Below are 14,279 nucleotides of genomic sequence, written 5' to 3'. Positions count from 1 at the left end.
CTTGGCATTGCTATAGGGTTTTTCGGTTTAAACGAGCGCATCTGCGCGGTGTCGTGGCAATATTAAGTGAACGAGTTATTGGAAAGGCATTATGAGCGACAACTCTTACCTCAATCAGAGTACCCCCCCGGAGAACAGCCGTGGTAATGTTCCCCAGACGCCGGGTCAGAGCAGCCCGGTGCCGCCGGAACCTTCATTTACGCCTCCCCCCACGCCCGCCCCAGGCAGTTTCAACACGGGCTCGTGGACACTGACCCCGGAGGACAGCACCGGTAAGCCGGAGTCCCTCCCGAATCCTCTTCCGTCCGGATACCCCGCCGCGGCCGCCCCGCAAGCCTCCGCCCCCAACTTTGGAACGAGCAGTACAAACAGTTTCAACGGCACACGCACGGCAAACAGTACCGGATTCGACCCTTATGGTTTGAACTATCAGCAGGTCCAGCCCGGAATTATTCCGCTGCGTCCGCTGAAACTTGGGGATATTTACAACGGAGCATTCTCCGCGATTCGCCAGGCTCCTTCTGTCATGTTCGGTCTGGTTTTGGCTCTCTGGGCAGGACTTGGCGGGTTGATGGGAGTGCTGCTTTATTTCCTCGCTCCTGACCTCAATACCTACCTGGCTAACGACTTCGATTTTGACGGCACGGAAGCCACGGTGGACAGTTTTCTGGAATTTACCGAATCAACGATACTCATTGGTGTCATCACCGGTCTGCTCCAACTATTTATCGTCTTTCTGACTTTGGCAATTTGTGTGGCCGGATTGGGACCCTTGATTCTGGGACGCCGCCCCACGGTAGCCGATGCGTGGCAGACTTTGAAAAGCCACCTCTGGGGCATCATCGGCTATTCTTTGTTGCTCATCTTGGGATCAGCCCTGTTGCTAGGGCTGGGCCTGCTTCCGCTGGGCGGGCTTTTCCTGATCAACATCAAAGATTTCGGGGCCTCTCTGGGCTTGTTGGGTCTTACTTTCCTCACCCTCATTGCCGTTGCCGTGTTTTCCACCTGGATCTACGTAAAACTTGTTTTTGCCATCCCCACGGCCATCATGGAAGATATCGGCATCGTCCCCGCTTTGAAACGCTCCTGGACGCTGACCAAAGGCAGCTTCTGGAAGATTTTTGGCGTCGTCTTACTAACTTCCCTCATAGTTTCGTTCCTAGCCAACGGATTGAACACAGTGATTGGCTTGATTCTCTCCGCAGTGCTACTGATAAACCAGAATGTAACGATAGTAATGACTATCTCCGCCTTTTTGGGCACCATCATTACCGGACTGACCATGCCGTTCTACGGGGCAGTTTTAGGTCTGCTCTATATCGATACGCGGATGCGCCGTGAAGGTCTGGCGGTAAGTCTGCTCCAGGCGGTCCAGCAGGGCTGACGAACGGTACCACAGAAGGGATTCTCGGGTAGGTATGCTGAACATTTCGACGCAATTGGAGGGCTTGCGGCTCCATCACGTTGATTTGTGCTGCCTAGTGTTCTCTGACGTGTCGGACCGGGAGGGGCGCGACACACTCGAAGAGGAACTGTCCAAACCGATTTACCAGGAACGACCCTCCCTACTGAAAAAAATTTGGGAGTGGTTTGCCGAGATTTTTTCGTCCGCAAACGTCAATCCCGTCTTGCCTTCTTGGCTGTGGCTCATCGCCGCCTTAGTCGTAGCTATGCTGGTCATCATCATCATGATTTTGTTTTCGGGTAACTGGAAGTTCCGGGAACAGGTCAAGCCGACTCTCACTGATGATGCTGCGGTTTTCGAGGATAACCGCAGCGCGGTGCAATATCTGGCAGCAGCCAAAAATGCCCTCTCCCGCGGGGACTACTCCACGGCTTTCTTGGAACAATTTCGCCATCTGCTGCGTCTTTGTGAAGCCAACGAACTGTTGGTAATCACCCCCGGACTCACCGCCGGGGAAGGCAGTGCTGCCTTGAGCCGCGTGATTCCTTCAGAATCAGAGGAATTAGCTTGGGCGGCCGGCGTGTTTAACGCACTGCGGTATGGGCGACGGCAGTCGGACAACACCCAGGTGCAAAGATTGATTGCCCTGGATTCCCGCCTAGAATCTTTCGTTTCGCACTCCCGCACCCGTGTTAACCCCACAGATTCACCACGGGACGCGCTGGTGCAGGCGGGAGGTGCGCTCCAGTGAGCAGTACGACTCCACCTACAGCCACACCGCGCATCTCGGAAGCAATTCTTCGGGGCCGCTGGGTCATCGGCGGTCTGGTGTTGCTGGCAGTTTTTTCTTTCCTCAGCGCCGTGCTGCGTACTCCCACCGACGAAATCAGTCTTTCTATCCGCAACCCAAAAAGCAGCGGGGCGATGGCTCTGGCCGAAGTGCTTCGCCACGAGGGCGTGCTGGTCGGTGAGGCATATTCCGTACGTGACCTGGAGTCCTATAGTTCCAAGGACACTGTTGTCATCACCAATACCAATGAAATCGACGATGCCACCCTGCGAGAAATCCTGCACACCCCCACAAACCTTTTGGTTATAGGGACTTTGGCACAAGGGAAACGTTTCGACCCCTATGTGGAATCTGTACCAACGGGTTCTCCCCAGGAAATCAGCGCTCAGTGCGATTTTCCTGGTGCGAAAGCAGCCCGAACAATTTCTTCTACTCGTGGTTCGCTCCGCCCTTTGCGGCAGCCCGAAGCCGCGTGTTTTCCGATTCAGGATAACGCTTTCGCGTACGTATCGTTCAAACGTCCCGAAGGCTTCCGCCTAGCCTTGCTTTCCGAGGACAGCCTGGCGCGCAACGACACTATCACCGAGGCCGGCAATGCCGCTTTGCTGTTGAATCTGTTGAGTTCCAGCCCTCGGGTCGGTTGGGTCAACGGCACCACATTCCAGCAGGGTTTTGACGAAAACGGTGAGGCTCAGCCTCTGTTACCCGATTTCTTCCTCATTGCCCTAGTGTATTTATTCGTGGCAGCTTTCGTGTTTACGTTGGCACAAGGGCGTCGCTTGGGTCGTGTGGTTCCCGAAGAGTTACCGGTCGTGGTGCATGGCGCCGAGGCAGTTTACGGTCGCGGGCGCCTCTACGAAAAATCCGGGGCCGTCTCGGTAGCCGCCCACAAGGCTCGGGAGTACACGGCTCGACGTTTAGGTGCCGCTTTGCATATTCCGACCCCGACGACCCCAACTGTCATGGTGCGAGAAGTGTCGCGATACACCGGGGTTGGCGAATCTCAGGTCTATGACCTCCTCTACGGTGAGGTGCCCGCCACCGCTCGCGGGTTGGGAAACCTATTGCACGACTTATACCTTCTGACCAAAACAAATCCGCGAAAGGAAAGCTAAATGGATATGCAAGATCCGACTTTGCGCAAGCTCATCGCGTTGCGTACCGAAATCAACAAGGTGGTGAAAGGCCAAGATGCGGTGGTAACCGGGCTGGTAATCGCGTTGTTGGCGGAAGGGCACGTGCTCCTGGAAGGCGTCCCCGGAGTCGCCAAGACCCTGCTGGTGCGGACTTTGGCAAAGTCGCTAGACCTGAGCCACAAGCGGGTGCAGTTCACCCCGGATTTGATGCCTGGCGACTTGACCGGTTCGCTGATTTTTAATGCTCAAGAGTCTTCGTTTACTTTCCGGGAAGGTCCCGTTTTCACAAACTTGCTGCTGGCGGATGAAATTAACCGCACCCCTCCGAAAACTCAAGCTGCCTTGCTGGAAGCCATGGAGGAGCACCAAGTCACCGTCGATGGGGTGAGCCGCGCTTTGCCGGAACCGTTTACGGTCATCGCGACCCAGAACCCGGTGGAATACGAAGGAACTTATCCCCTCCCCGAAGCTCAGCTGGACCGGTTTTTGCTGAAACTAGACGTGCCTCTCCCAACACGGGAAACGGAGTTGGAGGTTTTGCAGCTGCATTTGAGTGGCTTCAACACTCACGACCTCGATGCCGCGGGAGTGAACGTGGCTGCCAACGCGACAGACATCGCAACGGCTCGCCAGGCCGTCAAGGAAGTCAAAGCCAACAGTGAGGTGTTGGGCTACATCGTCGACCTCGTGCGAGCCACTCGCACGTTACCGCAGGTAGAGTTGGGAGTGTCACCCCGTGGCGCGACGGCCCTGCTGTCGACTTCCCGGGCTTGGGCATGGCTGTCTGGACGCGACTACGTCACTCCAGACGACGTCAAGTCCCTGGTCCTGCCCACATTCCGCCACCGTCTCCGGCTGCGTCCCGAAGCCGAAATGGAAGGCGTCAACGCCAAGACCGTCCTGGACAGCGTCCTAGCTACCACTCCGGTGCCGCGCTAAACGCAGCGTAACCCGGTTTCCACAGTCGAAGAGTTATATAGGGGAGACGAAAAATGGCGGTTTCCAAACGCCTGGCGTTCTTAATCGCGCTGGGTATTCCGCTGGTGCTGCTGACTCACTGGAACTCCGGCGCCTTTTTCTGGCTGCTGGTGTGCCTGCTGGTATGGCTGTTTGACGTCATCGCCGCACCCAGTCCCCGCCACCTCACAATAACGCGTTCCCTGCCCCACACACTACGTCAACGCACTGAAACGCCCTACACCGTGAGCGTGAAAAATCCCACCAAGCGTAAATTCCACGCCCACATACGCGATGCGTGGCCGCCTTCGCTCCAAGCCCTGCCACGCCAGCAGCGTCTGACACTGGACGCACAAAGCTCGACCACTTTGCAGGCCAGTTTTACCCCGCAACGCAAAGGTACTCTGCGTAGCGATGCCGTTACCGTACGCTCTTATGGACCCCTGGGACTGGGCGCCCGCCAATTCTCCGCCCCCATCGTGCAGGAAGTGAAAGTGCTGCCGGAGTTTCGTAGCGCCAAGTACCTGCCCTCACGCCTGAAAACATTACGCCGTTTGGAGGGCAACTCCCTGGTCATGCAACGCGGGCAGGGCTCGGAATTCGATTCCCTGCGGGAATATGTCCCCGGAGATGATGTGCGCGATATCGAGTGGCACTCTTCCGCACGCCTGCGCACCCCGGTGGTAAAGACTTGGCGCCCCGAGCGCGACCGCAACGTTATCATTTGCTTGGATTCCTCGCGCAGCGCCGCGGTGCGACTTGATAAATACCCCCGGTTTGATGCTTCTATGGAGGCGGCCCTGTTGCTCGGGGCGTTGGCTGGCAGTGCCGGGGATCGGGTACACCTCATCGCGTTCGACAATCAGATTCGTTTCCATATTCAACCCGACCGAGGTGTCGGACTCATCACCGAGATGGCGCAGGCCTTGGCTGATTTGCAGGTTTCACTCACCGAAGCGAACTGGTCAGGGCTGAGCCACACTTTGCTCTCCGGATTGCGGCAACGTTCTTTGGTTGTGATTTTGACAGGTTTGGAAGGCAGCGCGGAACGGTCCGGCTTAATGCCGATGGTAGAGGCGCTGTCCTCCCGACATCACGTGCTGGTGGCGAACTCTTTGGATCCCGAGTTGACCCGTTTGGCTGAACTGCCTGGCCAATGGAATCTCAATGATGCCAAGCAGTCGCTGGGTCGGTTCAATCCCGCGGATGCTTTCCTGGCGGCAGCGGCGATGGCGGAGTTAAACGAACACGAGGAAGCGGGGAATCTGTTGCCTCTGCTGGGGGGACATTTGTTGAACGCCACCCCTGAAAAGCTGCCTCCCAACTTGGCAGATGCCTACATTTCGTTAAAACGCCGCGGGCAGATTTGAGACACGGTTTACCAGTAAGGGTCGATATCTTCCGGATGTTTGCCGATGAGCTGGGAAGATTCCTCCAGCACCACTCCGTGAATGAGGGAACGCAGATCATCCGTGGAGCGAGCACGCTGCTCCAGGGGACGGCGATACACCACTACCTGGGCGGGCAAACTTTTGCCTGGGTCAGAGCCGAAACCTCTGCCCAAGACCACTGACTCGCTCTCCCAAGGTGCCGGGTCCGAAGGCGGAACGTCCTCCACCCCGTACTGGATAGCAGCAAGTTCTGGGCAAGCCGCCACCAGGGAGCGAACTTCCTGAATGACCAGTTCATCAAAGGTTTCTCGACGGGTTCGGTAACGCGGCAGCATCGCTGGAACCAAGACTCCGCGATTGCCCCGGCCATGGCGATCGCGGCAGACATAGGCACGCCGCAGCCGCGGCCCGCTGCTGACATCCCAGCGAATCTCGCCGCCCAAATCCAAGACACGAACCCGATTGGTTCCAGTAGTTTTTTCACTCATTGCTCCTAGCTTATCCCGCGGTGGCACTCGGGTCGAGGATGTCCCGTACAAATCGCCGCGAACACCCGTCAAGCCCTCAATCCCCACTCTCTCCCGGCCCGGAATCGGCGTTAACAAGCGAGCCTGACCGCATCTGACATTGGTCGGCAGTATGCTGAGATGGTGACTTATACGCGCCGTTGTTCCAAACCGAGCTGCCCTAATCCGGCGGTAGCGACGATGACTTTTGACTATCGGGAGCGCAGCGCAATCATTGGTCCACTCTCCGCCCATCGGAATCCTGGAGCATACGATTTTTGCCGTGAACACGCCGAAAAACTGACAGCGCCACGGGGCTGGGAAATCATCCATTTGACGAATTCCTTTACACCCCCACCGCCCAACGATGAGGAACTGATGGCTTTGGCCAACGCGGTGAAAGCAGCAGCACAAAATCCCACCCCCCGCCAAACAGTGCATCCTGAAGGCTATCGTGGTCCCCTGGGGCGGGAAACCCTGCCGTCAGTCGGATTGGGTAATACCGCGTCCGGAACGCCCGACACCGCGGGGAAACGCCACGGTCACCTGACTTTAGTGCCGCCCCCGAAACAAGTCAGCTAAAACATTAGACCGGCCAACTTAGCTGTTGACCGGTCTAAATGTGATTCGTTCACAAGTGAATGTAGGTGTGCGCGTTCGGGCCTTCCTTGTCACGGAAACGCTTCCACGAGGCGTGAATTTCTTTCTCCGCTTCTTCCCGGCCGACCCAGCTGGCTCCTTCCACCGACTTGCCAGGTTCCAGGTCTTTATAAACCTCAAAGAAGTGCTGGACTTCCAGGCGATGGAACTCCGAAACATCCTCGAGCTCGGTGCGCCACGCAGCGCGCTGGTCGGTAGCGGGAACACACAGGACTTTATCGTCGCCACCGTGTTCGTCAGTCATGCGGAACATCCCCAATGCCCGACACTTGATGACACAGCCAGGGAATGTTGGCTCTTCCAAAAGGACCAAGGCATCGAGCGGGTCTCCATCCATCCCTAAAGAGTCATCAATGAAACCGTAGTCATCAGGGTAGCGTGTAGAGGTGAACAGCATTCGATCCAAAACAATCCGACCTGTCTCGTGATCGACTTCGTACTTATTGCGATTCCCCTTTGGGATCTCAATGGTCACATTGAACGTCAAAAAATCTTCAGCCATTATTTTCTTCGGCATCCTTACTTTTGTGCCACCGGTGTCTCCGGATTGGCATTGCTTTGCATCGATGTCACCTGCTTTGGCGAGCATCTCTGTAAAACCATTGTGCCACACCCGCACCCCAGAGCGACATCTTCTATACTAGATGGGGTTGTTTCCGAACAAAAAACCGTTTGACAGGGGGGGTCGGTGCGTGCCAAAGGACGACTAAACGCAACGATAATCGCAGGCGCCCTGATTCTCGGGGGTGCTTACGTCGGTGCTGACGGAGCGGATTTAGTGCCGGGTTTTTTGACCTCCAAACCACCTCTACCCCGAGTGGTTCCATTCCCTGACTCCCCTGAAGTCAATCCCGAACCTACCGAGATTCCTCTCTTTGCCAAATCCACCGATTTTGATGCCAATACTTATAAAACCCTAGTGCGCCAATTCGCCACGGATTACCGCCTCGCCAACGCGAAACTCTCCTTCTGGGTAGGCGACCGGGATGGCGTGGAATTGGCCTCTCATGAGCCCCAGAGCGCACTGACTGCTGCTTCTACGACAAAACTACTCACCGCGATGGCGGCGCTGCACGAATTCGGCTCGGAGGCGCGAGCTCGCACGGTGGTGGCCTGGGATAACGATAAGCGCAAGCTGTTTTTAATCGGCGGCGGCGATGCGCTGCTGGGGTTGGGGGCGGACGCACCACGTTCCATAAAAGGCTACGCCGGCCTAGACACTCTCGCGACTGACACGATAGTGGCACTTTCCTCCCAAACTCCAGGGAAAGCTGAACATCATGAGGCCTCCCCCACCAGTAAATCGGTGGTCTCGGGCACGAACACACCGACCTCGGGAAACAATGCCCCCACGGGCAGCCTGTTGAATGGAAAGCCCTACACGTTAGTGTTGGACACCTCCTGGTTTGGCTCTGAAAAAGCCTCTCCATTTTGGCGTGAGGGAGACGACCGCTGGGTCGGTCCTATTCAAGGCATGGCCATCAATACCGGTCTAATCGATCCAAAATCTGACAATGGATATCACCCGGATGCCGCACTGGTTGTAGGTCAGGCGTTTGCCGAGGCTTTAAATCGGCTAGGCGGGGCGGGACCGGCCAAAATCGAGGTAGGAAAATCTGGCTTGGCCTCGAATAAACTCCTGGATCCGCTTTCCGAGCTGCCGCAAATCTCTGCTGAGGTTTCCACCAGTCACGGTCCAATCCCGATTGCCTACGCACAAGGGGCCCCGCTCGCTCAGGTGGAACGGCAAATGTTAAAAGTCTCTGATAATACTTTGGCTGAAAGTCTGGGTCGGCTGGTAGCGCTGCACCGTAAGGCAAAACCGACCTTCGCCGCCTCCGGGGCGGCGGTCATGGATTCACTGCGGGAATTGGGCTTGGACTTGGGTGAAACTGAGTTGAAAGGCTGCTCGGGGCTGGCTTATGACACCCGGATACCTGCCCGAGTTTTAGCGGATGCGGTGCGGTTATCAATGAGCAATGACCATCCTGAACTGCACTCCGTTACTGCCAATGTCCCGGTGGCCGGGGCGGACGGTACTCTGGAACACGTTTACCAGGGAACTCTTGCCGCGGGTGTGGTTCGCGGCAAAACCGGCACGTTAGGGATTACGAATTCTCTGGCAGGGACATTCGTGCGCAATAACCAGGAGTTCGTCTATGCCCTGGTCATCTCCGGTTACCCGGAGTCTCAGGGCGGACCCAGCATTCAAGCTAAACAGATGTTCATCAACGGTTTACTCGGCGCGACAACATCTTTCTCTAACGTCGACCCGAAGAGCCAGCCGTCCGCCCCTGGTACAGATGCCCCCGCGCCGGCGAATCCGGCTGCTCCCGTCGACTAAAAACAGCCGCATTCCGCATTCTGAAATGCCGGTTTCGCTTTTTTGCTGCGAGATTGCTACAATCGCAACATGACTAAACGAATGCCTCGCTGACGTGCACGTCAGCCTCTAAACGTCCAGCACCACGTCCGGTGCTGAGCATTCGTATCTTCATGTTCCTGCGTGCCCGTCAGAGTCAAAATCTTTGGGACAAGTTTGTACAGCCATAACTCACGCAAAGGAAACTACGATGTCTAAAACCACTATTGGACCCAACTGGGTCGACCACCCCGAATGGGGTTTCGATACTCTGCAAATTCATGCCGGCTACACCGGTGATTCGACCACGGGCACGCAAACGGTGCCAATCTATGCCACGAACGCGTTTCACTTCCCAAGTGTGGAATCTGCGGCTGCCCGTTTTGCCCTGCAGGAGCTGGGACCGATTTATTCCCGCTTAGGTAATCCCACCAACGATGCTTTGGAAGCTCGGATTGCTGCGCTGGAAGGCGGGGTCGGGGCGATTGCCACCGGGTCGGGTCAAGCTGCCATCACGCTAACTATTTTGACTTTGGCATCGAAAGGTCAAAATGTGGTGGCCTCAAACTCGATTTACGGGGGCACTTTCAACCTCTTGGGCCATACTTTGGAACGCCTCGGCATCGAGGTACGTTTTGTTGACAATCCTCGTGACATTAGCCAGTGGGCGGACCGCACGGATGCGAACACGGCCGCTTACTACGGAGAGCTGGTACCCAATCCGCAAGGCGACGTACTGGATCTCGAACCGTTAGCCCAAACCGCACACCAAGCCGGGGTTCCACTCATTGTCGACAATACGGTGCCTACCCCTTACTTGTGCCGTCCCATCGAGTTCGGGGCGGATATCGTAGTGCATTCCGCCACCAAGTACCTGGGCGGACACGGGTCAGCCATGCTCGGTATCGTGGTTGATTCCGGCCGTTTTGATTACGCTGCGGCGAAAGCAGCCACACGTTTCCCCGGTTTCAACACTCCCGACCCTTCCTATCACGGGGTCGTCTATGCCCGCGATTTCGGTGTTCAGGGCGCATTGGGGGCGAACTTGGCGTTTATCTTGAAAGCGCGGGTAGAAGGCCAGCGGGACTTGGGTTTCGTGGCTTCACCTTTCGCGGTGTGGACAGTCGGGCTGGGAGTAGATACGTTGAGCCTGCGGATGGAACGCCACATTGCCAACACTCGTCTGGTCGCTGAATTCCTGGAGTCTCAGGTGGGAGCGGGCTTAGTGGAGACGGTGCGGTGGTCCTCACTACCTTCCTCCCCGTTCTATGCCCTGGCCCAAAAATATACCCCGAAGGGGTGCGGTTCCCTGCTGAACTTTGATTTGGCCGGAGGTCTACAGGCCGGTAAAGCATTTATCAATTCCCTGGAATTACTGGCAAATGTCGCTAATATCGGAGATGTGCGTTCCCTGGCTATTCACCCGGCTTCCACCACTCATGCTCAGCTAACTACAGCCGAACTGTTGGCGCAGGGCATCACGCCCGGTACCGTCAGGCTGTCGATTGGCACCGAGGATCCCAAGGATATTTTGGCTGATATTGAGCGCGGTCTGGCCGCGGCGCGGCAGGCGAATGCCGCGTAACTGGATGAAACTATCTCTCGCTTAGGAAAAACGATGACTATCAAAGACCTCTACGCGGCTCATCGCCCCGCGCTATCGCCTCCCGGTGAAGCTGGCTCCGCCCCTCACGGGGACGGGTCAGGGCGAGACTTGCGGGTATCGTACGAGCTGTATCCGCCGCGCAATGCCCGCCCGACTTCCCAGGCCTGGGCAGGCATAGACCGGCTTTTAGATTCTCGTCCCGATTACATCTCCGTAACTTTTGGAACGAGTGGTACAACACCGGATGCTTCACAATCCGTTCTCTGGCACGCTTTGAAACGTTCGGGACGGCCTGTCCTGGCTCATCTGACCTGCGTGGGGAAAACTCGCGCCAAGCTGGTGGGAATCATTCAAGACATGATGGACTTGGGAGTGCGCGATTTCCTCGCACTGCGCGGAGATGAGGTACCGGAGGATGCGCCAGGAGAAACGGAGTCGGGTGAATTTGACCGAGCGTTCCAACTCGTGCAGCTGATTCGAGAAGTTTCCGCTGATTACCTTGGGGACGAACACGCAGTGAGTATCGCGGTGGCCGCCTATCCGGCGGGTAGCATTCAGACCCGTACGGATGCGGTTCAAGCTCTGGTACAAAAGCAGGCGGCCGGCGCTAATTTTGCTATCACTCAAGTGTTTTACCAAGCCAAGGACTATGCCGAGTTGGTTCAGTCAGCAACGTACCAAGGTGTGACGATACCCATTGTTCCGGGAATCATTCCGTTCACAGATGTGCGCCGTCTCCAGCGTCTCGAGGGCCTCACCGGAGTCCCGGTGCCGGAAAGGATTATGACCTTAGCCAATATCGCCGATCCCGCCGAGAGAATCTTGGAGAGCCTGGGTGCCACCCTGGATTTCGTCAATGACCTCATCGAAGCCAACGCGCCCGGTATTCACTTTTACACGTTCAACCGACCCCGGCCGGTCTTGGATTTGGTGGAGCACCTGCGTTCTCGCGGATTTGCCCACGTGGACCGGGAAGATTCGCACAACCTGCTCGGCCTGATGAATGCCGCCATGCACCGCCTCTCTCCCTGAGTTCCGTTGCTCGATAAACTCGGCAGACCGAACCAAACCGAACTTAACAGATAAAAACACACATTCGAACCTATTGAAGGGAATTATAGAAAATGACTGAAAAGCAAGCTTTTCCCGCCGCGACCGTAGCCGGTTACCCCCGGATTGGCGCAAACCGCGAACTGAAGCGAAGCCTGGAGCACTACTGGGCTCAAAAAATCGACCGCGACACTTTCGACACCCAGATAAAACAACAGTTGGCGACCCGTATCAGCCACCTGAAAGACTTGGGATTGAACAAACTGGGAGCCAATCCTGCAGACTTTGTCCTCTACGACCAGGTCTTGACGCTGACCTGCGCCCTAGGTGCGGTACCCCAACGTTTTGGTAACCTGGTGCGCCCCGACGGTTCCCTAGATGTGGACGGAGAGTTCACCTTGGCCCGGGGCATTGACGATAAACCCGCTTTGGAAATGACCAAGTGGTTCGACACGAATTATCACTACCTGGTCCCCGAAATCGGCCCGTACACTCAGATTTCTGCCGTAGCCAATCCGTGGCTGGAACAGGTGAAGGCCGGGGGCAGCGCGGTGCGTCCGGTCCTCACCGGTCCGGTTACCTATCTGTTGGGTGCGAAAGCCAGCGCGGACGCCCCCGCTCATTTCCATCCCCTAAAACGACTGGACGCGGTATTGGCTGGATTCGAGGTTTTCCTGAGCCAGTTCGCGGCGGCAGGCGTAACTTGGGTTCAGTTTGACGAGCCGGCTTTGGTGTGTGACACCTGGTCGACTTCCCGCGAGGAAGTGCTGGCGGCAGCTCGTAAAACCTATGAATTCCTGAGCAAATTGACCAATCGTCCCCAAATTTTTGTCAACGCCCCGTACGGACCTTTGGGCCTCGATGGGCTAAACGTACTGAGCGCCACCGATGTGGAAGCTATCGGCCTGGACCTGGTCGCCGGCCCGGTACCCAGCCGCGAGGACCTACAGGCCCTCGGGGAGAAAACCCTGGTGGCAGGCATCGTTTCCGGCCGCAACGTGTGGCGTACCGACTTGCGACAGGCCCTCGAGACTTTGCAAGCAATTCACCAGGTCGTCCCGAACCTCAGTGTGTCGACCTCGACTTCGCTACAACATGTCCCTCACGATGCAACCAAAGAAACATCCCTGGACCCGCAGGTGCGTTCCTGGTTGGCTTTTGCGGACCAAAAGATTGCCGAGGTACAGACTTTGGCGCGCGGCTTGGCGGATCCCGATTCCATCGCCACTGAGCTGGCGGAAAACGCCGAAATCTTGGCTTCCCGCGCCAACCATCCGGGAGTGAAACGAGCCGAGGTGCGTCAGGCTACCGCGGCCGTGACGGCTGCAGACCGGACTCGAGCCCCCTATCCGCAGCGTTTGGCGGCACAAGCAGAAATTTTGCGGTTGCCCCTGCTGCCCACCACCACGATTGGTTCTTTCCCGCAAACCACCGAGATTCGCCAGGCGCGAGCCGCTTTCCGCCGCCACGAAATCAACGAAGCTCAATATGATGAGGAAATCCGCAACGAGATTGCTCGGGTGGTGAAGCTGCAGGAAGATCTCGGTTTGGACGTGCTGGTGCACGGGGAAGCTGAGCGCAATGACATGGTGCAGTTCTTCGCCGAAAACCTGGAAGGTTTCGCTACCACGGAACACGGCTGGGTGCAATCCTATGGTTCGCGCTGTACTCGACCCTCAATCTTGTGGGGGGACATCACGCGTTCCCACCCGATAACGGTCGAGTGGTCGACTTATGCCCAATCCCTCACCACAAAGCCGATGAAAGGGATGCTGACGGGCCCTGTCACGATTATGGCGTGGTCTTTTGTCCGCGATGATGAGGCTCGTGCGGAGGTCGCGGATCAACTGGGATTGGCGCTGCGGGCCGAAATCGCTGACCTCAATGCGGCTGGCATTAAGATCGTGCAGGTGGATGAACCGGCAATCCGCGAACTGTTGCCGCTGCGCGCAGCGGGACGGGAGAAATATTTGCAGTGGTCCGTAGGAGCTTTCCGTTTAGCCACCGGCGGGGCTCCTAAAGAGCTACAAATCCATACTCACCTGTGCTACTCCGAGTTCAACGTGGTGGTGGACGCGATTGATCACCTGGATGCGGACGTCACTTCGATTGAAGCTAGCCGCTCCAAGATGGATATTTTGCCGGCTGTGCATGAGCACGGTTTCGAGCGCGGGCTGGGACCGGGGATTTGGGATATTCACTCTCCCCGAGTGCCTAAACTCGATGAGGAAGTAGGGCTGCTGGAAAAGGCTGTCGCCGCTTTGGACCCCCACCAAGTTTGGGTCAACCCGGACTGCGGGTTGAAAACCCGCGCCTATCCCGAAACGGTGGCCACCTTGGAGAACCTGGTCGGAGCCGCGAAGGCGGTGCGCGCGAAGCTCGAAGCCTAAACCTGAAAACCGTAGATCATAAGGAT

12 protein-coding genes are annotated in these 14,279 nt (G+C 56.9%); 10 read left to right on the top strand and 2 right to left on the bottom strand.

Features of this window, described 5'->3' with window-relative positions:
* The first annotated feature begins 91 nt into the window (after window positions 1-91).
* From Q0V70_RS00360 to Q0V70_RS00340, 5 genes are read left to right on the top strand one after another with little or no spacing between them, the layout of a single operon-like run.
* Window positions 92-1,384, top strand: coding sequence for a hypothetical protein (locus Q0V70_RS00360; protein WP_297587134.1), 1,293 nt, complete (start codon window positions 92-94; stop codon window positions 1,382-1,384).
* A 34-nt stretch (window positions 1,385-1,418) separates the two neighbouring features.
* On the top strand, window positions 1,419-2,156 hold the full coding sequence (locus Q0V70_RS00355; protein ID WP_297587131.1) for a DUF4129 domain-containing protein: 738 nt from the start codon (window positions 1,419-1,421) through the stop codon (window positions 2,154-2,156).
* Window positions 2,153-3,310 carry a DUF4350 domain-containing protein gene (locus Q0V70_RS00350; protein ID WP_297587128.1) on the top strand — a complete coding sequence of 386 codons (1,158 nt, stop codon included), beginning with the start codon at window positions 2,153-2,155 and terminating at the stop codon, window positions 3,308-3,310. Before Q0V70_RS00355 ends, Q0V70_RS00350 begins: the two co-directional genes overlap by 4 nt.
* On the top strand, window positions 3,311-4,270 hold the full coding sequence (locus Q0V70_RS00345; protein WP_297587125.1) for a MoxR family ATPase: 960 nt from the start codon (window positions 3,311-3,313) through the stop codon (window positions 4,268-4,270).
* 53 nt (window positions 4,271-4,323) lie between these two features.
* Window positions 4,324-5,658, top strand: a complete 1,335-nt coding sequence (locus Q0V70_RS00340; protein ID WP_297587123.1) for a DUF58 domain-containing protein — start codon at window positions 4,324-4,326, stop codon at window positions 5,656-5,658.
* An 8-nt stretch (window positions 5,659-5,666) separates the two neighbouring features.
* On the opposite strand, the gene Q0V70_RS00335 is transcribed toward Q0V70_RS00340, so the two are convergent.
* Window positions 5,667-6,167, bottom strand: a complete 501-nt coding sequence (locus Q0V70_RS00335) for a metallopeptidase family protein (protein ID WP_282922171.1) — start codon at window positions 6,165-6,167, stop codon at window positions 5,667-5,669.
* Between the two features lie 162 nt (window positions 6,168-6,329).
* Between Q0V70_RS00335 and Q0V70_RS00330 the strand changes: the two genes are divergently transcribed.
* Window positions 6,330-6,767, top strand: coding sequence for a DUF3499 family protein (locus Q0V70_RS00330; RefSeq protein WP_297587121.1), 438 nt, complete (start codon window positions 6,330-6,332; stop codon window positions 6,765-6,767).
* 49 nt (window positions 6,768-6,816) lie between these two features.
* Here Q0V70_RS00330 and Q0V70_RS00325 read toward each other — a convergent pair whose 3' ends face one another.
* Entirely contained in the window at window positions 6,817-7,332 is a 516-nt protein-coding gene (locus Q0V70_RS00325; RefSeq protein ID WP_297587772.1) for an inorganic diphosphatase, read from the bottom strand.
* 201 nt (window positions 7,333-7,533) lie between these two features.
* On the opposite strand from Q0V70_RS00325, the gene Q0V70_RS00320 reads away from it, so the two are divergent.
* From Q0V70_RS00320 to metE, 4 genes are all read left to right on the top strand, one after another.
* The gene (locus Q0V70_RS00320) at window positions 7,534-9,189 is read left to right on the top strand and encodes a D-alanyl-D-alanine carboxypeptidase (RefSeq protein ID WP_297587120.1); all 1,656 of its coding nucleotides are present in this window, start codon (window positions 7,534-7,536) and stop codon (window positions 9,187-9,189) included.
* A gap of 229 nt (window positions 9,190-9,418) precedes the next feature.
* Window positions 9,419-10,792, top strand: coding sequence for an O-acetylhomoserine aminocarboxypropyltransferase/cysteine synthase family protein (locus tag Q0V70_RS00315; RefSeq protein ID WP_297587117.1), 1,374 nt, complete (start codon window positions 9,419-9,421; stop codon window positions 10,790-10,792).
* 33 nt (window positions 10,793-10,825) lie between these two features.
* Window positions 10,826-11,845 (top strand): methylenetetrahydrofolate reductase, encoded by a 1,020-nt coding sequence (locus Q0V70_RS00310; RefSeq protein WP_297587115.1) that lies wholly within the window; start codon window positions 10,826-10,828, stop codon window positions 11,843-11,845.
* A 92-nt stretch (window positions 11,846-11,937) separates the two neighbouring features.
* A complete protein-coding gene (metE, locus tag Q0V70_RS00305) occupies window positions 11,938-14,253 on the top strand; it encodes a 5-methyltetrahydropteroyltriglutamate--homocysteine S-methyltransferase (protein WP_297587113.1) in 2,316 nt (771 codons plus the stop codon).
* Window positions 14,254-14,279 lie beyond the last annotated feature (26 nt).

The sequence above is a fragment of the uncultured Mobiluncus sp. genome (assembly GCF_947087965.1).
Taxonomy (GTDB): Bacteria; Actinomycetota; Actinomycetes; order Actinomycetales; family Actinomycetaceae; genus Mobiluncus.
This window is presented reverse-complemented; position numbering and strand designations above follow the sequence as displayed.

Excerpts from the sequence above, each read along its gene's own strand:
- Q0V70_RS00360 (WP_297587134.1), top strand. The coding sequence starts at position 92 with ATGAGCGACAACTCTTACCTCAATCAGAGTACCCCCCCGGAGAACAGC.
- Q0V70_RS00355 (WP_297587131.1), top strand. The coding sequence starts at position 1,419 with ATGCTGAACATTTCGACGCAATTGGAGGGCTTGCGGCTCCATCACGTT.
- Q0V70_RS00345 (WP_297587125.1), top strand. The coding sequence starts at position 3,311 with ATGGATATGCAAGATCCGACTTTGCGCAAGCTCATCGCGTTGCGTACC.
- Q0V70_RS00340 (WP_297587123.1), top strand. The coding sequence starts at position 4,324 with ATGGCGGTTTCCAAACGCCTGGCGTTCTTAATCGCGCTGGGTATTCCG.
- Q0V70_RS00335 (WP_282922171.1), bottom strand. The coding sequence starts at position 6,167 with ATGAGTGAAAAAACTACTGGAACCAATCGGGTTCGTGTCTTGGATTTG.
- Q0V70_RS00315 (WP_297587117.1), top strand. The coding sequence starts at position 9,419 with ATGTCTAAAACCACTATTGGACCCAACTGGGTCGACCACCCCGAATGG.
- Q0V70_RS00310 (WP_297587115.1), top strand. The coding sequence starts at position 10,826 with ATGACTATCAAAGACCTCTACGCGGCTCATCGCCCCGCGCTATCGCCT.
- metE (WP_297587113.1), top strand. The coding sequence starts at position 11,938 with ATGACTGAAAAGCAAGCTTTTCCCGCCGCGACCGTAGCCGGTTACCCC.